General features: G+C 56.1%; 11 protein-coding genes. 4 read left to right on the top strand and 7 right to left on the bottom strand.

The annotated features are described in order from the left end of the window. Window positions 1-121 precede the first annotated feature (121 nt). From BJ887_RS13710 to BJ887_RS13690, 5 genes are all read right to left on the bottom strand, one after another. Complete coding sequence (locus tag BJ887_RS13710) at window positions 122-1,669, bottom strand: MFS transporter (RefSeq protein WP_121339996.1); 1,548 nt, start codon at window positions 1,667-1,669, stop codon at window positions 122-124. Window positions 1,670-1,736: 67 nt separating this feature from the next. Further along, window positions 1,737-2,771 carry a Gfo/Idh/MocA family protein gene (locus BJ887_RS13705; protein ID WP_050737591.1) on the bottom strand — a complete coding sequence of 345 codons (1,035 nt, stop codon included), beginning with the start codon at window positions 2,769-2,771 and terminating at the stop codon, window positions 1,737-1,739. 12 nt (window positions 2,772-2,783) lie between these two features. Next, window positions 2,784-3,851 carry a Gfo/Idh/MocA family protein gene (locus tag BJ887_RS13700; protein ID WP_032681859.1) on the bottom strand — a complete coding sequence of 356 codons (1,068 nt, stop codon included), beginning with the start codon at window positions 3,849-3,851 and terminating at the stop codon, window positions 2,784-2,786. A gap of 2 nt (window positions 3,852-3,853) precedes the next feature. Beyond that, window positions 3,854-5,032, bottom strand: a complete 1,179-nt coding sequence (locus tag BJ887_RS13695) for a Gfo/Idh/MocA family protein (protein WP_049023703.1) — start codon at window positions 5,030-5,032, stop codon at window positions 3,854-3,856. Window positions 5,033-5,048: 16 nt separating this feature from the next. After that, a complete protein-coding gene (locus BJ887_RS13690; protein ID WP_121339995.1) occupies window positions 5,049-6,200 on the bottom strand; it encodes a Gfo/Idh/MocA family protein in 1,152 nt (383 codons plus the stop codon). Window positions 6,201-6,393: 193 nt separating this feature from the next. On the opposite strand from BJ887_RS13690, the gene BJ887_RS13685 reads away from it, so the two are divergent. Continuing rightward, the gene (locus BJ887_RS13685) at window positions 6,394-7,452 is read left to right on the top strand and encodes a LacI family DNA-binding transcriptional regulator (protein ID WP_014168356.1); all 1,059 of its coding nucleotides are present in this window, start codon (window positions 6,394-6,396) and stop codon (window positions 7,450-7,452) included. On the opposite strand, the gene msrA is transcribed toward BJ887_RS13685, so the two are convergent. Continuing rightward, complete coding sequence (gene msrA / locus BJ887_RS13680; protein WP_121339994.1) at window positions 7,453-8,094, bottom strand: peptide-methionine (S)-S-oxide reductase MsrA; 642 nt, start codon at window positions 8,092-8,094, stop codon at window positions 7,453-7,455. 225 nt (window positions 8,095-8,319) lie between these two features. On the opposite strand from msrA, the gene tamA reads away from it, so the two are divergent. Genes tamA through BJ887_RS13665 form a run of 3 tightly spaced genes read left to right on the top strand, consistent with a single transcriptional unit; the run spans window position 8,320 to window position 14,173 of the window. Next, window positions 8,320-10,053, top strand: a complete 1,734-nt coding sequence (tamA, locus tag BJ887_RS13675) for an autotransporter assembly complex protein TamA (RefSeq protein ID WP_020882918.1) — start codon at window positions 8,320-8,322, stop codon at window positions 10,051-10,053. After that, on the top strand, window positions 10,050-13,826 hold the full coding sequence (gene tamB, locus BJ887_RS13670; RefSeq protein ID WP_014168359.1) for an autotransporter assembly complex protein TamB: 3,777 nt from the start codon (window positions 10,050-10,052) through the stop codon (window positions 13,824-13,826). The genes tamA and tamB overlap by 4 nt, the downstream gene beginning before the upstream one ends. 2 nt (window positions 13,827-13,828) lie before the next feature. After that, the gene (locus tag BJ887_RS13665) at window positions 13,829-14,173 is read left to right on the top strand and encodes a gamma-glutamylcyclotransferase (protein WP_014168360.1); all 345 of its coding nucleotides are present in this window, start codon (window positions 13,829-13,831) and stop codon (window positions 14,171-14,173) included. Between the two features lie 42 nt (window positions 14,174-14,215). Here the strand turns inward: BJ887_RS13665 and BJ887_RS13660 are convergent, their stop codons facing one another. Beyond that, complete coding sequence (locus BJ887_RS13660; protein WP_032669643.1) at window positions 14,216-14,509, bottom strand: hypothetical protein; 294 nt, start codon at window positions 14,507-14,509, stop codon at window positions 14,216-14,218. Between the last annotated feature and the right edge of the window lie 55 nt (window positions 14,510-14,564).

The following is a 14,564-nucleotide window of genomic DNA, read 5'->3' as shown; positions in this document are numbered from 1 at the left end:
GCTCGTAGCGTTGAGCTGATTATTTCAGCGGGTAGTATAGCGTAAAGGCGTGTAAATCTGCCAGAGGTCACATTTTGGCATAAAGCCGGCCGGACAGCGAAGCGCTGCCCGGTACGTACGGCTATTTGACTGCGGATAAACTGGCGTTTCCTGCCGCCCGGCGCGTGGCATCCCCTCCCCACACCTGGTCATACTCATAGCCGGTGAGCTGTTTGATCACCACACGGGTGTTGGCGTCGCAGTCGCGATAATCTCCGCCCAGCTTGCGGCGCGCAATCTCCTTCAGCAGCAGCTTGTGCGTCTCGCGGGTCAGTTTAAATTTGTAGGTCGTGAAGAAGCTCACGGCCAGAAGGGCCGCCGTCGCGAAAATCAGCAGGCCGATAATGGCCCCCAGCGCGCTTTCAGGCTGTGCGCCGCTGCCCTTCACAAACCCTGACTCCTGTAGCACCAGGCCGATGATCATGATGGCAATCGCCACGGTGCTTTTGCGGGTCAATACCATCACCCCGGCAAAAATCCCTTCGCGGCGCTGCTGCGTCACAATCTCATCGATATCAGGGATGAAACTGTAGATATTCCACGGGATGTAATAAAGACCAGAGCGGGCGGCACCGAGCAAGATAAAGACCCCCGAGAACAGCAGCGTTGGCACCTGCGTTTTGGTGAGGTAGACCGTAAACAGGAATACCAGCACGGCGAAGATACAGCCATAAGAGAGGCGCAGCGCCGCGGACGGCGTGATATTCAGCCGGTTCAAAAGTAGCATAAATCCGTACGTGCCTGGTACCGAGGCAAAGGCGGCAATGCTCAGCCAGCCCGACACTGCCGCCGCATCCTGGCTCAGACAATAAACGACATAATAGGTAAAGACCGAGCCGAAGACGTCCATCGCAGTAAACGAGAAGATATAAATAATGATATGCAGGCGGAATGCGCGGATGCGAAAGGACGAAAAGAGGTCCAGTACCAGATATTTCAGATGATTGGCTACCCCGCAGTTGCGCTGGTTATCTATCTTAAAATCGGACTCCTGATGCACATCTTTCGCTTCCCATGTGGTGTACCACGTAATAAACACCGCAAGGCAAAAAACGCAGGAAAATATCAGTCCGGTGAGCGTATAGGTAAACGGATTGTCTTTCCCGGTGAACTGCATAATGACGCCGGGGACGGAAACGGCAAGAAACCCCCCAAGCTGAGAGCAGATCATGCGCACCCCTGAAAGTCGGCTGCGCTCTTCGTAGCGGTTCGTCATTTCTGCGGCCAGCGTCTCCCAAGGCACCAGCACCATCGCCGACAGCAGTTCAATAGAGAGATAGGTTCCCAGGTAATACCAGTATCCCATATCCGTCAGCCACAGCAGGGCATACAAAAACATTAACGGGGAACTCAGTAATAAAAAGAAACGGCGACGGCCAAATTTACGGCCGAGCCAGGTACCCGCAAAATTATCAGTGATATAACCCATGATCGGGCTTAACAGCGCATCAATGACGCGGGCGATAGCAAATATAGAGCCCGCTTCAATAACAGACAGCCCGCAATAGGTCGTGTAAAAAAATAACAGCCAGGTGCCGATAATGGCGAAAGCGCCTCCGCCAAACAGATCGGTTATGCCGTAGCCAAGCGCCACGCCATAACCAACTCTACGTTCAGTTGGTTTGACCATAATAATATCCAGTGTAGGGTAATGATTAACCCGTTTTACGGGGCGTATTTTTATTAACGTCTGGAATTCAAATTACGTTCTGGTTGTTGATATTTATCCATTGTCTTGTTTGAGATGACCGATAAATAGCCTCCACAAGGGTGAGTGATTTTCCGGCGGTACGGATATCGATATAGTCTCTGTTTTCCGGATGATGAACGGCAGTATAAAACCGGCGGATCGCCTGCTGATGACCCAGCCCCCAGTAGCTTTTTACCGTGCCGTCGGGGGAATCATCGCTTGCCAGTTTTAACCGCTCACCCGGTGTGACGCGCCAGAGAGTGTTGTCATTCAGCAGCAGCGAGCCGTGTTCACAGTGGATCTCCAGCAGGAGAGGGGCGTCCGTGGTGTGGCAATTGCTGGCATAAAACAGGCCGCGGGCGCCGTTGGCGAAGTGTAGCGTGGCCATTGCGCTGTCTTCGCCTTCGGTCACGTCTGCCAGCTCACCGCTATCCACCACGCCTTTCACTCGCGTCACGCCTTCACCGAACCACTGCATCAGGTCGAGCGTATGGATTGCCTGGTTGATCAGCAGACTCCCGCCTTCTGTCGCCAGCCGACCGCGCCAGGGGCTTTGCGTGTAGTAAGCGCCCGCGCGTGACCATGTGAGTACTGCCCTGATGCTGAGCATTTTCCCCAGCTGTCCATGGCCTAACTCCTGCCGAATACGCTGGCTGGTGGGGTTGAGCCGGTTCTGATAGCACACGCCGAGCAGGCTCTGAGCCCGATCGGCGGCACGGGTGATATCAATGAGTTCACGGGTGTTCATGCCCACCGGTTTTTCGCAAAAAACATGCTTCCCGGCGGCGAGTGCCGCCAGAATCATCTCTTTATGCTCGAAATGGGGCGTACAGATGTGTACCACGTCGATGGCATCATCCAGCAGCATTTCCCGGTAATCCTGATAAAAACGGCATTGATAGTCTTTCGCCAGCGCCAGTCCTTTAACGCTGTCGATGTCGACCAGCGCACGCAGCGCGACGTTGGGTATCTGGCGCAGGGCATTGACATGGCAGCCATGAATCGCCCCGCCGCCGATGATAGCGGTATTCAGGATAGTCATCTCCGGCTCCCCTTAACCCGCCGCGTTGGCGAGCATTTGAGCCTTCACGCAGAGCTCCGCAGCCTTGAAAGCGTGCGCCTGCGTCATGGCATTTTCAGTCCGATGGAGACAGTCGAGGATCAGTTCGCCAAAGAACGGGAATCCGACCTGGCCTGCCACCGGATAACGGAACTCCCCCTCTTTATTGACGAGATAAACCACATCCTGCTCGCCACGGGTTAAATCGACGTATTTGCGGATTTCGATGTAGCCCTCGGTGCCGAGCAGCGTCAGTCGCCCGTCACCCCATGTGGACAGCCCGTCCGGGGTAAACCAGTCGCAGCGGAAGTAGCCGCTGGCGCCGTTTTCGCCTTTGAGCATTGCGTCGCCAAAATCCTCAAAGGCGGGGTACTGCGGGTGTTTAACGTTCCGGACCTGGCTTGCCATCACGGTGGCATCGCGGTTGCCGGTGTAAAAAAGGAACTGCTCAATCTGATGGCTGCCGATGTCACACAGGATGCCGCCGAAGTATCGCCGATCGTAAAACCAGTCTGGCCTTCCTTCGCCTTCACGGTGTGGGCCTGTCCCCAGCGTTTGTACCACGTCGCCGATGGCACCTTGCTTTACCAGTTGACCGGCAAAGACAGCACTCTCAACATGCAGACGTTCGCTGTAGTAAACCGCGTATTTCTTACCGGTTTTTTCAACCATCGCTTTGGCATCTGCCAGCTGTTCAAGGGTGGTGAGCGGCGCTTTGTCGGTAAAGTAATCCTTCCCCGCTGCCATCGATTTCAGCCCCAGCGCACAGCGTTCAGAGGGGATGGCGGCGCCTGCCACCAGACGTACCTCGTTATCGGCGAGGATCGCCTCCAGCGAATCTGCCACTCTGGCCTGCGGATACTGCTGGATAAATTTATCCACTCTGGACGGATCGGGATCGTAAACCCATTTCAGCGTGGCGCCGGCTTCAATCAGCCCGTTACACATTCCATAAATATGCCCGTGGTCGAGCGCGGCAGCGGCAAAGACAAATTCACCTTCCCGGACAACGGGCTGAGGTTTGCCGACTGGCGCGTAGTTCATTCCGTCATGTTTATTCATCTTCAGATTCCTCGATCCAGATCTTTACCCAGGGGGATAGCGCCCACTTCGCTGAAGTTGGCCACGCTTGCGGATTTCTCATGAAAACGGGGGGCGAGGGTGTTAATCCCGCCGGTACGGTAAAACGGATCGTCACGTGGAATGGGGAGCGAGACCACGGTGCGGGTGATGGCAGATTTATAAATTGCGGTAATCAACTCCAGCGAGCGTTTTCCCTGTAATCCATCCACCAGCGGTGCCGTGCCGCGTTCAATACTCAGCAACAGGTCGTTAATCTGCCCGGTATGCAACGTCCACGCGAGTGCCGGTGTCTGCGCAAAAACAGCGTTGAGCTGTGCTTCCCGCTGCAGGTCGTGAGTTTCCTGAGGAAAACCGTTATCGGCACTCACGCTGGCACAGGCTTGCCAGGGGGCAGAGATGCGCGCGCGATCGCCCTGGATGACGATCTTCTGATCTTCGCCGTGATGCACCACCGAGGCGGTAAGCTGCGTGAGTGCGCCGCTGGGATATTTGAATATTGCGGCGCTGAGGTCTTCCACTTCGGCATTGTCATGCGCCACGTTGGTCATCATCGCCACCACCTCGGATGGAAACCCGAGCATCCACTGAATAGCGTCGATATGGTGAACCGCGTGATTGAGCGTGCAGCCGCCCCCCTCTTTTTCCCAGGTGCCACGCCACCACAGATCGTAATAGCAGTGGCCGCGCCACCAGAACGAATCCACCTGCGCATGGCAGATTTTGCCCGCGAGGCCGGAATCCAGCGCTGCTTTTAAGCGCCAGAAGGCATCGGTAAAACGATTTTGCGCAATGATGGAGAGCGTTTTGCCGCTGGCCTGCTGAGCCGCAATCATCGCGTCACACTCCTCAAGCGAGGCGGCCATCGGCTTTTCACACAGCACATGGCACCCGGCCTCCAGTGCATCAATGCTGATCTGTGCGTGGACATACGGCGGGGTGCAGACATCGACGATATCGACGTCTGGCTCGGATGCCAGCATCTGCTGATGGCTCTCATACACGCGGGCCTGCGTCAGGCCGTAGCGCGTTTTTTTCTCGTGCGCTTTTTCCGGGTAGATATCCACCAGCGCGACAATCCGGCAGCGCTGACCAAACTGCAAATAACCCTGAATATGGTTATGTGAGATATTGCCTGTACCTACAATGGCGATATTTAGCATCGTGTCGTCTCCGGAGTTACCAGGTGCCTGAGGCATCAAGCGTCACGTTTATGGCCTCTTTAGCAACAGAGGTGCTGATGCGTTGCTGGAGCAGGCGCAAGTAGTGTTTCTCGTTGATCGGCAGTTCGACCCAGTCGTCAGTCCAGGTGGAAAGATGCATGGCATTGGAGAGCGTCAGGCCGTGGATCCCGTCCAGGCCCGGCGCAATCAGCGGTTCACCGCGCAGGATGGCGGCGCAGAAGTTTGCGGTAATGACATAATGTTCGCTGCATTCGGCGGCGACAGGAATGTCGACCTCCCAGCATTCAGGCACCCCAAAACCGTTTTGCCAGCGGGCGTTAAACGCGGTTTCGGACTCACGTAGCCGCCAGTAGCGAAGCCGCCCCTCTTCGACGACCACTTTGCCGCGATCCCCGACGATCTCCAGGCGATTTGTCCCCGGCGTTTCTGCCACGGTAGTGATAAATACACCGGTAGCCCCACCGGCATACTCGGCATAGGCGGTGACCTCGTCTTCCACTTCAATGTCACGATGTTTGCCGAACTGGCAAAACGCGCGCAGGCGGACCGGCATGCCCACCAGCCACTGCCAGAGATCGAGCTGATGCGGATCCTGGTTGAGCAACACGCCGCCGCCTTCTCCCTTCCAGGTCGCGCGCCAGCCGCCGGAGTTGTAGTAGCTCTGCGAGCGGTACCAGTTGGTGATTATCCAGTTAGAACGGCGGATCTCGCCCAGCTCACCGCTATCGATAAGATCCTTAACCTTCCGGTAGAGCGGGTTTGGTCGCTGGTTGTACATGATGCCAAACACCACGTTGCACTCGCGCGCGCAGGCGTTCATCTCCTGCACCTGCGCCGTATAAACGCCTGCCGGTTTTTCACACAGGGTATGAATGCCGTTACGCATCGCCAGCATCGACAGGCGCGGATGTTCGTAATGGGGCGTGGCGACAATCACCGCGTCGATAAGCCCGCTCTGGATCATCTCCTGGGCATCACTGAACAGGGGAATGGACCCCACCAGCTGGCGAATGGCCGGGTGTTTTTCCGGCGCATTGTCACAAACTGCCGTCAGGCAGGCGTCATTGACCGTACCCGCGAGTAAATAACGTGCGTGGACCGTACCGATATTACCTATACCAATAATGCCAAAACGTACCTTCTCCATGTCACACCTTAATTTCAGTTGAAAAGAAGTGATGACCGGAAAATAGGAAAGGCGAGGCGTAGCGACAATGTGTTTTTGTGAGAATACTCGCAAGGTGAATAAGTAATCTCCAGGCTTTCTGAAATTTGGTTTTAAAATCAAAAGGCTGTTTCTGCAAATATTTGCAAAAACTGATTGAGAGCGAGGTCACACTATGCCGGGCAGGTTAAAAATGGAGGAGATCGCGGCCCTCACGGGATATTCCGTTAGCACGGTGTCGAGGGTATTAAGCGGCAAGTCATATACCAGCGATAAAGCCCGGGATGCGATCGTTCGCACCGCCCGAGAGCTGGGCGTGCTGGAGTCCATGGCCAGTGGACGGCTGTTGATTAACGGTATTGCCGTTTTTGCTCCGGAAAGAACCTTTCAGGGGCGCGGCGATATTTTTTATCTTGAGGTGACCAAAGGGATTGCTGAGGCCTGCTCGCCACACAATGTGTGGGTCAGCTGTTGCGGATTAGAAGAACAGCACGCCGATGTAAAATTATTTATGGAAAAGGCCAGCCAGAAGAACATCAACGCGATAATTATTATTGGTACTGATGATGCCACCATATTTAAACTGGCCAGCACGCTCAATAAACCCTGCGTCTTAATTAATTCCGTGGACCGGGAGCGGGTACTGGATTCGGTATCACCCGATCATCGGGCGATCGGCTTCACCGCCATGCAGTATCTCTTTGAACAGGGGCACCGGCGGGTCCTGACGCTGACCTGCCTTCGGCGAGATACGCTTTACGCTCGTCTGGATGGCATTAAAGAGGCGTATCGCCATTTTCACGTCGCCTTTGAGCCGCAGCGTGATTTACTCGTGACGGAGTGGTTTACCGCAGACGAAGCCGAGCGGGCGCTGGATGAGTGGCTGCTGAGTCATGACAGAGCGCAGTGGCCAGAGGTGATTTTCCCGAACAGCACCAGCATGACCGAAGGTGTGGTGAGGGCATTAACCCGCCACGGGCTGCGCGTCCCGGAAGACATCTCTCTGATTACCACCGATTTTGCCTGGAATTTAGCGCACCGGCTGGAAAAACCGGTCACGGGGGTCACGGTGCCCTGCCGCGAACTGGGGATTGAGGCCGTGCACCTGCTGCAGACCCGCCTTAACAGGCCGCAGGCACCGGTTTTTAACCTGCTGTTGCAGGGAAAAGTCATGAATTATGGGTCGGTCAGTAATGCCACGCGCCACGCGGCTCGCGTGGCGCTAGACCAGTAATCAGGCCAGCTGTGGCGGCAGGCAGACGCCGATACCCCCGATACCGCAGTAGCCGTACGGGTTTTTATGCAGGTACTGCTGGTGGTCGTCTTCCGCATAGTAGAACGGTTTGGCAGAGGCGATTTCCGTGGTGACCTCGCGGTTGTCACCGGCATCGTGCATCGCTTTCTGGAAGCGCTCAAGGCTTGCGCGGGCGGCCGTCTCCTGCTCAGGAGTGAGAGGGTAGATAGCCGAGCGGTACTGGGTGCCGTGGTCGTTACCCTGACGCATGCCCTGGGCCGGGTCGTGGTTTTCCCAGAACACATGCAGAAGCTGCTCATAGCTAATGACAGCAGGGTCATACACCACGCGTACGGCTTCGGCATGACCGGTCTCGCCAGAGCACACTTCGCGGTAGGTTGGGTTTGGCGTATACCCCCCCGTGTAGCCCGCCGCGGTGCTGTAAACGCCGGGGAGTTGCCAGAAGAGGCGTTCTACGCCCCAGAAGCAGCCCATGGCGAACAGGGCGATTTCCATTCCATCAGGAACGTTTGTCATTGAATGGCCATTCACGGCGTGTAAGGTCGCCACAGGCATAGGGGTGTTGCGTCCCGGTAATGCATCAGCTTGTGAAACAAGATGCTTTTTGTCGAATAAACTCACGATGGGGGCCTCCCGGGCTGCGATGTTTCGGTTAAGGTTGTCACGAAGCGTTTAATTGAACACAATAAATGCGCTGAATGAGTCTAGATTTAATCATAAGAAATATTTGGGTGTTACACCCGTTTTCAACCCGTGATGTGGGTTTTTGGCTAACAGGCCGTATTTTGCCGCGGAGCGGCACTTCATTTGCTTCCAGGGTGGAAAAAGGGATATTCAGGAGAAAACGTGACAAAAATCCGCCAGTTATGTTTGGTCAGTTTATTGCTGACAAGCGGGGTTGCCAGCGCGGCGAATGTCCGTTTGCAGGTTGAGGGGTTATCCGGGGCGCTGGAAAAAAACGTGCGTGCGCAGCTGTCGACCATCGAGAGCGACGAAGTAACGCCGGACCGGCGTTTTCGCGCGCGCGTGGATGATGCGATCCGCGAAGGGCTGAAAGCGCTGGGTTATTACGAACCCACCATTGATTTCGATCTCCGTCCGCCGCCAAAGAAGGGGCGGCAGGTGCTTATTGCCCGCGTTTCACCGGGTGAGCCGGTGTTGATCGGCGGCACTAACGTCATTCTGCGCGGCGGCGCGCGTACGGACCGGGATTACCTGGATCTGCTCAGCACGCGGCCGAAAAACGGTACCGTGCTGAACCACGGTGACTACGACCATTTCAAAAAAGAGCTGACGAGCGTCTCCCTGCGTAAGGGGTACTTTGACAGCCAGTTCGACAAAAGCCAGCTGGGCATTGCGCTCGACAGGCACCAGGCCTTCTGGGATATCGATTATGACAGCGGCGAACGTTATCGTTTCGGCGATGTGACCTTCGAAGGCTCACAAATTCGTGAAGAGTATCTGCAAAACCTCGTGCCTTTCAAAAAGGGCGATTACTACCAGTCGCGTGATCTGGCGGAGCTGAACCGCCGCCTCTCCGCCACCGGGTGGTTTAACTCGGTGGTTGTCGCGCCGGAGTTTGATAAATCGCGCAAAACCAAGGTGTTGCCGCTGCATGGCGTTGTTTCGCCGCGCACCGAGAACACCATTGAGACCGGTGTTGGTTATTCGACCGACGTCGGTCCGCGCGTGAAAGCCACGTGGAAAAAGCCGTGGATGAACTCATACGGTCACAGCCTGACCACCAGCGCCAGTATCTCAGCGCCGGAACAGCAGCTCGATTTCAGCTACAAAATGCCGCTGCTGAAAAACCCGCTTGAACAGTATTACCTTGTTCAGGGCGGTTTTAAGCGTACCGACCTGAACGATACCGAGGCAGATTCCACCACGCTTGCGGTATCGCGATACTGGGACCTCTCCAGCGGCTGGCAGCGCGCCATTAACCTGCGCTGGAGTCTGGACCACTTTACCCAGGCCAACGTCACCAACACCACCATGCTGCTCTACCCGGGGGTGATGATCAGCCGTACCCGCTCGCGCGGCGGCCTGATGCCAACCTGGGGCGATTCCCAGCGTTATTCCATCGATTACTCCAACACCATGTGGGGCTCCGATGTGGATTTCTCGGTAATTCAGGCGCAAAACGTCTGGATCCGCACGCTGTATGACAAACACCGCTTCGTGATGCGCGGCAACCTCGGCTGGATTGAAACCGGCGACTTCGACAAAGTTCCGCCGGATCTGCGCTTCTTCGCCGGTGGCGACCGCAGTATTCGCGGTTACAAATACAAATCCATCGCGCCGAAAGATGATGACGGCAAGCTGATTGGTGCCTCCAAGCTGGCTACCGGCTCGCTGGAGTACCAGTACAACGTCAGCGGAAAATGGTGGGGCGCGATGTTTGTCGACGGCGGCGAAGCGGTAAGCGATATCCGCCGCAGCGACTTTAAAACCGGCGCGGGCGTGGGCGTACGCTGGCAGTCTCCCGTCGGGCCAATCAAGCTCGATTTCGCCGTGCCGGTGGGTGATAAAGAAGAACACGGTTTACAGTTTTACATCGGTCTGGGGCCTGAATTATGAGTTTATGGAAGAAGATAAGCCTCGGGGTGCTGATTTTTATCGTACTGCTGCTCGGTACGGTGGCGTTTCTGGTCGGAACGACGTCTGGCCTGCATCTGCTGTTTAACGCGGCTAACCGCTGGGTTCCCGGGCTGGAAATTGGCCAGGTGACAGGCGGCTGGCGCGATCTGCGTCTGAAAAACATCCGCTACGAGCAGCCTGGCGTGGCGGTAAACGCGGGGGAATTTCACCTCGCGGTGAAGCTGGGCTGCCTGCGGGACAGCAAGCTGTGCGTTAACGATCTGTCGCTGAAAGACGTGAACGTGGCGATAGATTCGAAGAAAATGCCGAAATCGGCACCCGTTGAGGAAGAGGATAGCGGCCCGCTGAATCTCTCCACACCGTATCCGATTGCCCTCTATCGGGTGGCGCTGGATAACGTCAATGTCAAAATCGACGACACCACCGTCTCCGTCATGGATTTCACCTCCGGCCTGCGCTGGCAGGAGAAAAACCTCACCCTGACGCCAACCTCCCTTCAGGGGCTGCTGATTGCGCTGCCGAAAGTGGCGGACGTGGCGCAGGAAGAAATTGTCGAACCGAAGATCCAGAACCCGCAGCCGGAAGAGAAACCGCTGGGCGAAACGCTGAAAGATCTCTTCTCTAAACCTGTGCTGCCGGAGATGACGGACGTTCATCTGCCGCTGAACCTGAATATCGAAGAGTTTAAAGGCGAGCAGCTGCGTCTCACCGGCGATACCGATCTGACGGTCTTCAACATGCTGCTTAAAGTCAGCAGCATCGACGGCAACATGAAACTCGACGCGCTGGATATCGACACCAACCAGGGCTCGGTTAACGCGTCAGGGAATGCCCTGCTGCGCGACAACTGGCCGGTGGATATCACCCTGAACAGTTCGCTCAACATCGACCCGCTGAAAGGCGAAAAAGTGAAAGTCAAAGTGGGCGGGGCGCTGCGCGATAAACTGGATGTCGGCGTTAACCTCTCCGGCCCGGTGGATATGGATCTGCGCGCGCAAACGCAGCTGGCGGAAGCGGGGCTGCCGCTCAACCTTGAGGTTGTCAGTAAGCAGCTCTACTGGCCGTTCACCGGTGAAAAACAGTTCCAGGCCGATGACCTGAAGCTGAAGCTGAGCGGCAAAATGACCGATTACACCCTGTCGTTCCGCACGGCGGTGAAGGGGCAAGGTGTTCCGCCTGCGACGATTACGCTGGATGCTAAAGGTAACGAGCAGCAGGTGAATCTCGACAAACTGACCGTCGCGGCGCTGGAAGGCAAAACTGAACTCACCGCGCTGCTCGACTGGCAGCAGGCGATCAGCTGGCGCGGCGAGCTGAAGCTGACGGGGATCAACACGGCCAAAGAGGTGCCGGACTGGCCATCAAAACTGGACGGCCTGATCAAAACCCGCGGCAGCCTGTATGGCGGTACGTGGCAGATGGACGTGCCGGAAATCAAGCTTACCGGTAACGTGAAGCAGAATAAGGTCAACGTTGAAGGCTCGCTGAAGGGCAACAGCTATCTGCAGTGGGTGATCCCGGGTCTGCACGTGGCGCTGGGCCGTAACACGGCGGATATCAAAGGCGAGCTGGGGGTGAAAGATCTTAATCTGGATGCCACCATTGATGCGCCAAATCTGGATAACGCCCTGCCAGGGCTGGGCGGTACGGCGAAAGGGTTAGTGAAGGTGCGCGGCACGGTAGAGGCTCCGCAGCTGCTGGCCGATATCACCGCCAGCAACCTGCGCTGGCAGGCGCTGACCGTTGCGCGGGTTCGCGTCGAAGGGGATGTGAAATCCACCGATCAGATTGGCGGTAACCTGAACCTGCGCGTGGAGCGCATTTCTCAGCCCGACGTGAACATTAATCTGGTCACTCTGGATGCCAAAGGTAACGAAAAACAGCACGATCTCCAGCTTAAGGTGCAGGGCGAGCCGGTATCCGGTCAGCTTCATCTGACCGGAAGCTTTGATCGCAAACAGGCACGCTGGAAAGGGACGCTGGACAATACCCGCTTCAACACCCCGGTAGGGCCGCTGGCACTGTCCCGCTCTATCGCGCTGGACTACCGCAACGCCGAACAAAAGATCAGTATAGGGCCGCACTGCTGGACCAACCCGAATGCGGAACTGTGCGTACCGCAGACCATTGATGCGGGGGCTGAAGGGCGTGCGCAGATCAACCTTAATCGCTTCGACCTGGCGATGCTAAAACCGTTTATGCCGGAGACGACTCAGGCCAGCGGCGTCTTTAGCGGGAAAGCCGATGTCGCATGGGACACGACCAAAGAGGGGCTGCCGCAGGGTAGCGTGACGCTCTCTGGTCGTAACGTGAAGGTGATACAGGAAGTGAACGACGCACCGCTGCCGGTGGCGTTTGATACCCTCAACCTGAGTGCCGATCTGCATAACAACCGCGCGGAGCTGGGGTGGCTTATCCGTCTGACCAATAATGGTCAGTTTGACGGGCAGGTGCAGATTACCGATCCGCAAGGACGCCGTAATCTCGCCGGTAACGTTAATATCCGCAATTTCAACCTGGCGATGGCCAACCCGATTTTCTCACGCGGAGAAAAAGCGGAGGGGATGCTCAGCGCGAACCTGCGCCTGGCGGGCAATGCGCAAAGCCCGCAGCTGTTTGGCCAGATGCAGCTTAACGGCGTGGATATCGACGGCAACTTTATGCCGTTTGATATGCAGCCAAGCCAGATTGCGATGAACTTCAACGGCATGAGCTCGACCCTCGCCGGGGTGGTGCGTACCCAGCAGGGACAAATCAACCTCAGCGGCGACGCCGACTGGAGCCAGCTTGATAACTGGCGGGCCCGTGTCGCGGCCAAAGGCAGCAAGGTGCGGATCACCGTACCGCCGATGGTACGTCTGGACGTATCCCCGGATATTGTCTTTGAAGCCACCCCAAGCCTCTTCACGCTGGACGGCAACGTGGACGTACCGTGGGCACGCATCGTGGTGCACGAGGTGCCTGAGAGCGCGGTGGGCGTCTCCAGTGACGAAGTCATGCTCAATGAAAATCTCAAACCCGTTGAGCAGAAGAGCGCCGGTATTCCGATCAACAGTAACCTCACCGTTCACGTCGGCAATAACGTGCGTCTGGATGCGTTTGGGCTGAAGGCGAGACTGACAGGGGATCTGAAAGTCGCGCAGGACAAGCAGGGTCTGGGTCTGAACGGTCAGATCAATATTCCTGAAGGGCGCTTCCATGCCTATGGTCAGGATCTGATTGTGCGTAAAGGTGAGCTGCTGTTCTCCGGCCCGCCGGATCAGCCACTGCTCAATATCGAAGCGATTCGTAACCCGGAAGCCACCGAAAACGACGTTATTGCAGGTGTTCGCGTTACCGGCTCTGCTGATGAACCGAAGGCGGAGATCTTCTCCGACCCGGCAATGTCGCAACAGGAAGCCTTGTCTTACCTGCTGCGTGGGCAAGGACTGGAGAGCGGCCAGAGCGACAGTGCAGCGATGACCTCGATGTTAGTGGGTCTGGGGGTTGCACAAAGTGGGCAGGTTGTGGGTAAAATCGGCGAGACGTTCGGCGTAAGCAATCTGGCACTGGACACCCAGGGCGTGGGTGACTCCTCGCAAGTGGTGGTCAGTGGCTATGTACTGCCGGGTCTGCAGGTAAAATATGGCGTGGGGATCTTTGACTCACTGGCAACACTCACGTTACGCTATCGCCTTATGCCTAAGCTATATCTGGAAGCAGTGTCCGGCGTAGACCAGGCACTTGATCTGCTCTATCAGTTTGAGTTTTAGCAATGCGAATATTTGTCTACGGCAGTTTACGAACCAAGCAAGGCAACAGTCACTGGATGACCAATGCCCTGCTGCTGGGGAATTACAATATCGAGAACTACCAGTTGTATAGCCTGGGCCACTATCCAGGCGCGGTTCCTGGGGAAGGAACAGTACAGGGTGAAGTTTATCGTATTGATAATGCTACACTTGCCGAACTTGATGCCTTGCGCACCAGGGGCGGTGAATACGCTCGCCAGTTGATCCAGACGCCGTATGGAAGTGCGTGGATGTACGTCTACCAGCGTCCGGTCGAGGGGTTAAAGCGGATTGTAAGCGGTAACTGGTTAGACAGAGACCAGTACTGAAAAAAGCAACGCCACCGTCAGGTGGCGTTGCTTTTTATGGGCTTAGCTCTCTTCTGTGCTTCGGCGTCGGGTCAAAAACAGCGGAACAAAAAGCATGATGTACGGAGCAACCAGCCATATCAGACACAGGGCGCGTGAAAAGCCGTAGTAGTTGATGCACCGCGTATTGCTTGAAATGACGGGAATAAAAAACAGTAAAAACAGCAAAATGGCATAATCGCTACGGTAGGGGATCCATAAATAAAACAAAAACCAGGCGAGCTGGAATGTCATGATGCAGAGATACTGCCATTTGCTGTCTTTGCCGTAACAGTCAAACGCCTTTATGTAGCCCATCTTTATGCTGTGAAGAAAGAAACGTAGCATGTAAAACGCCCACAATCGCGACGGT

The organism is Enterobacter sp. WPR_3_1 (assembly GCF_003635055.1).
In the GTDB taxonomy this organism is placed as follows: Bacteria; Pseudomonadota; Gammaproteobacteria; order Enterobacterales; family Enterobacteriaceae; genus Enterobacter; species Enterobacter ludwigii.
Note: the sequence above shows the minus strand (reverse complement) of the source record. Positions and strands in the feature narration are given on the sequence as shown.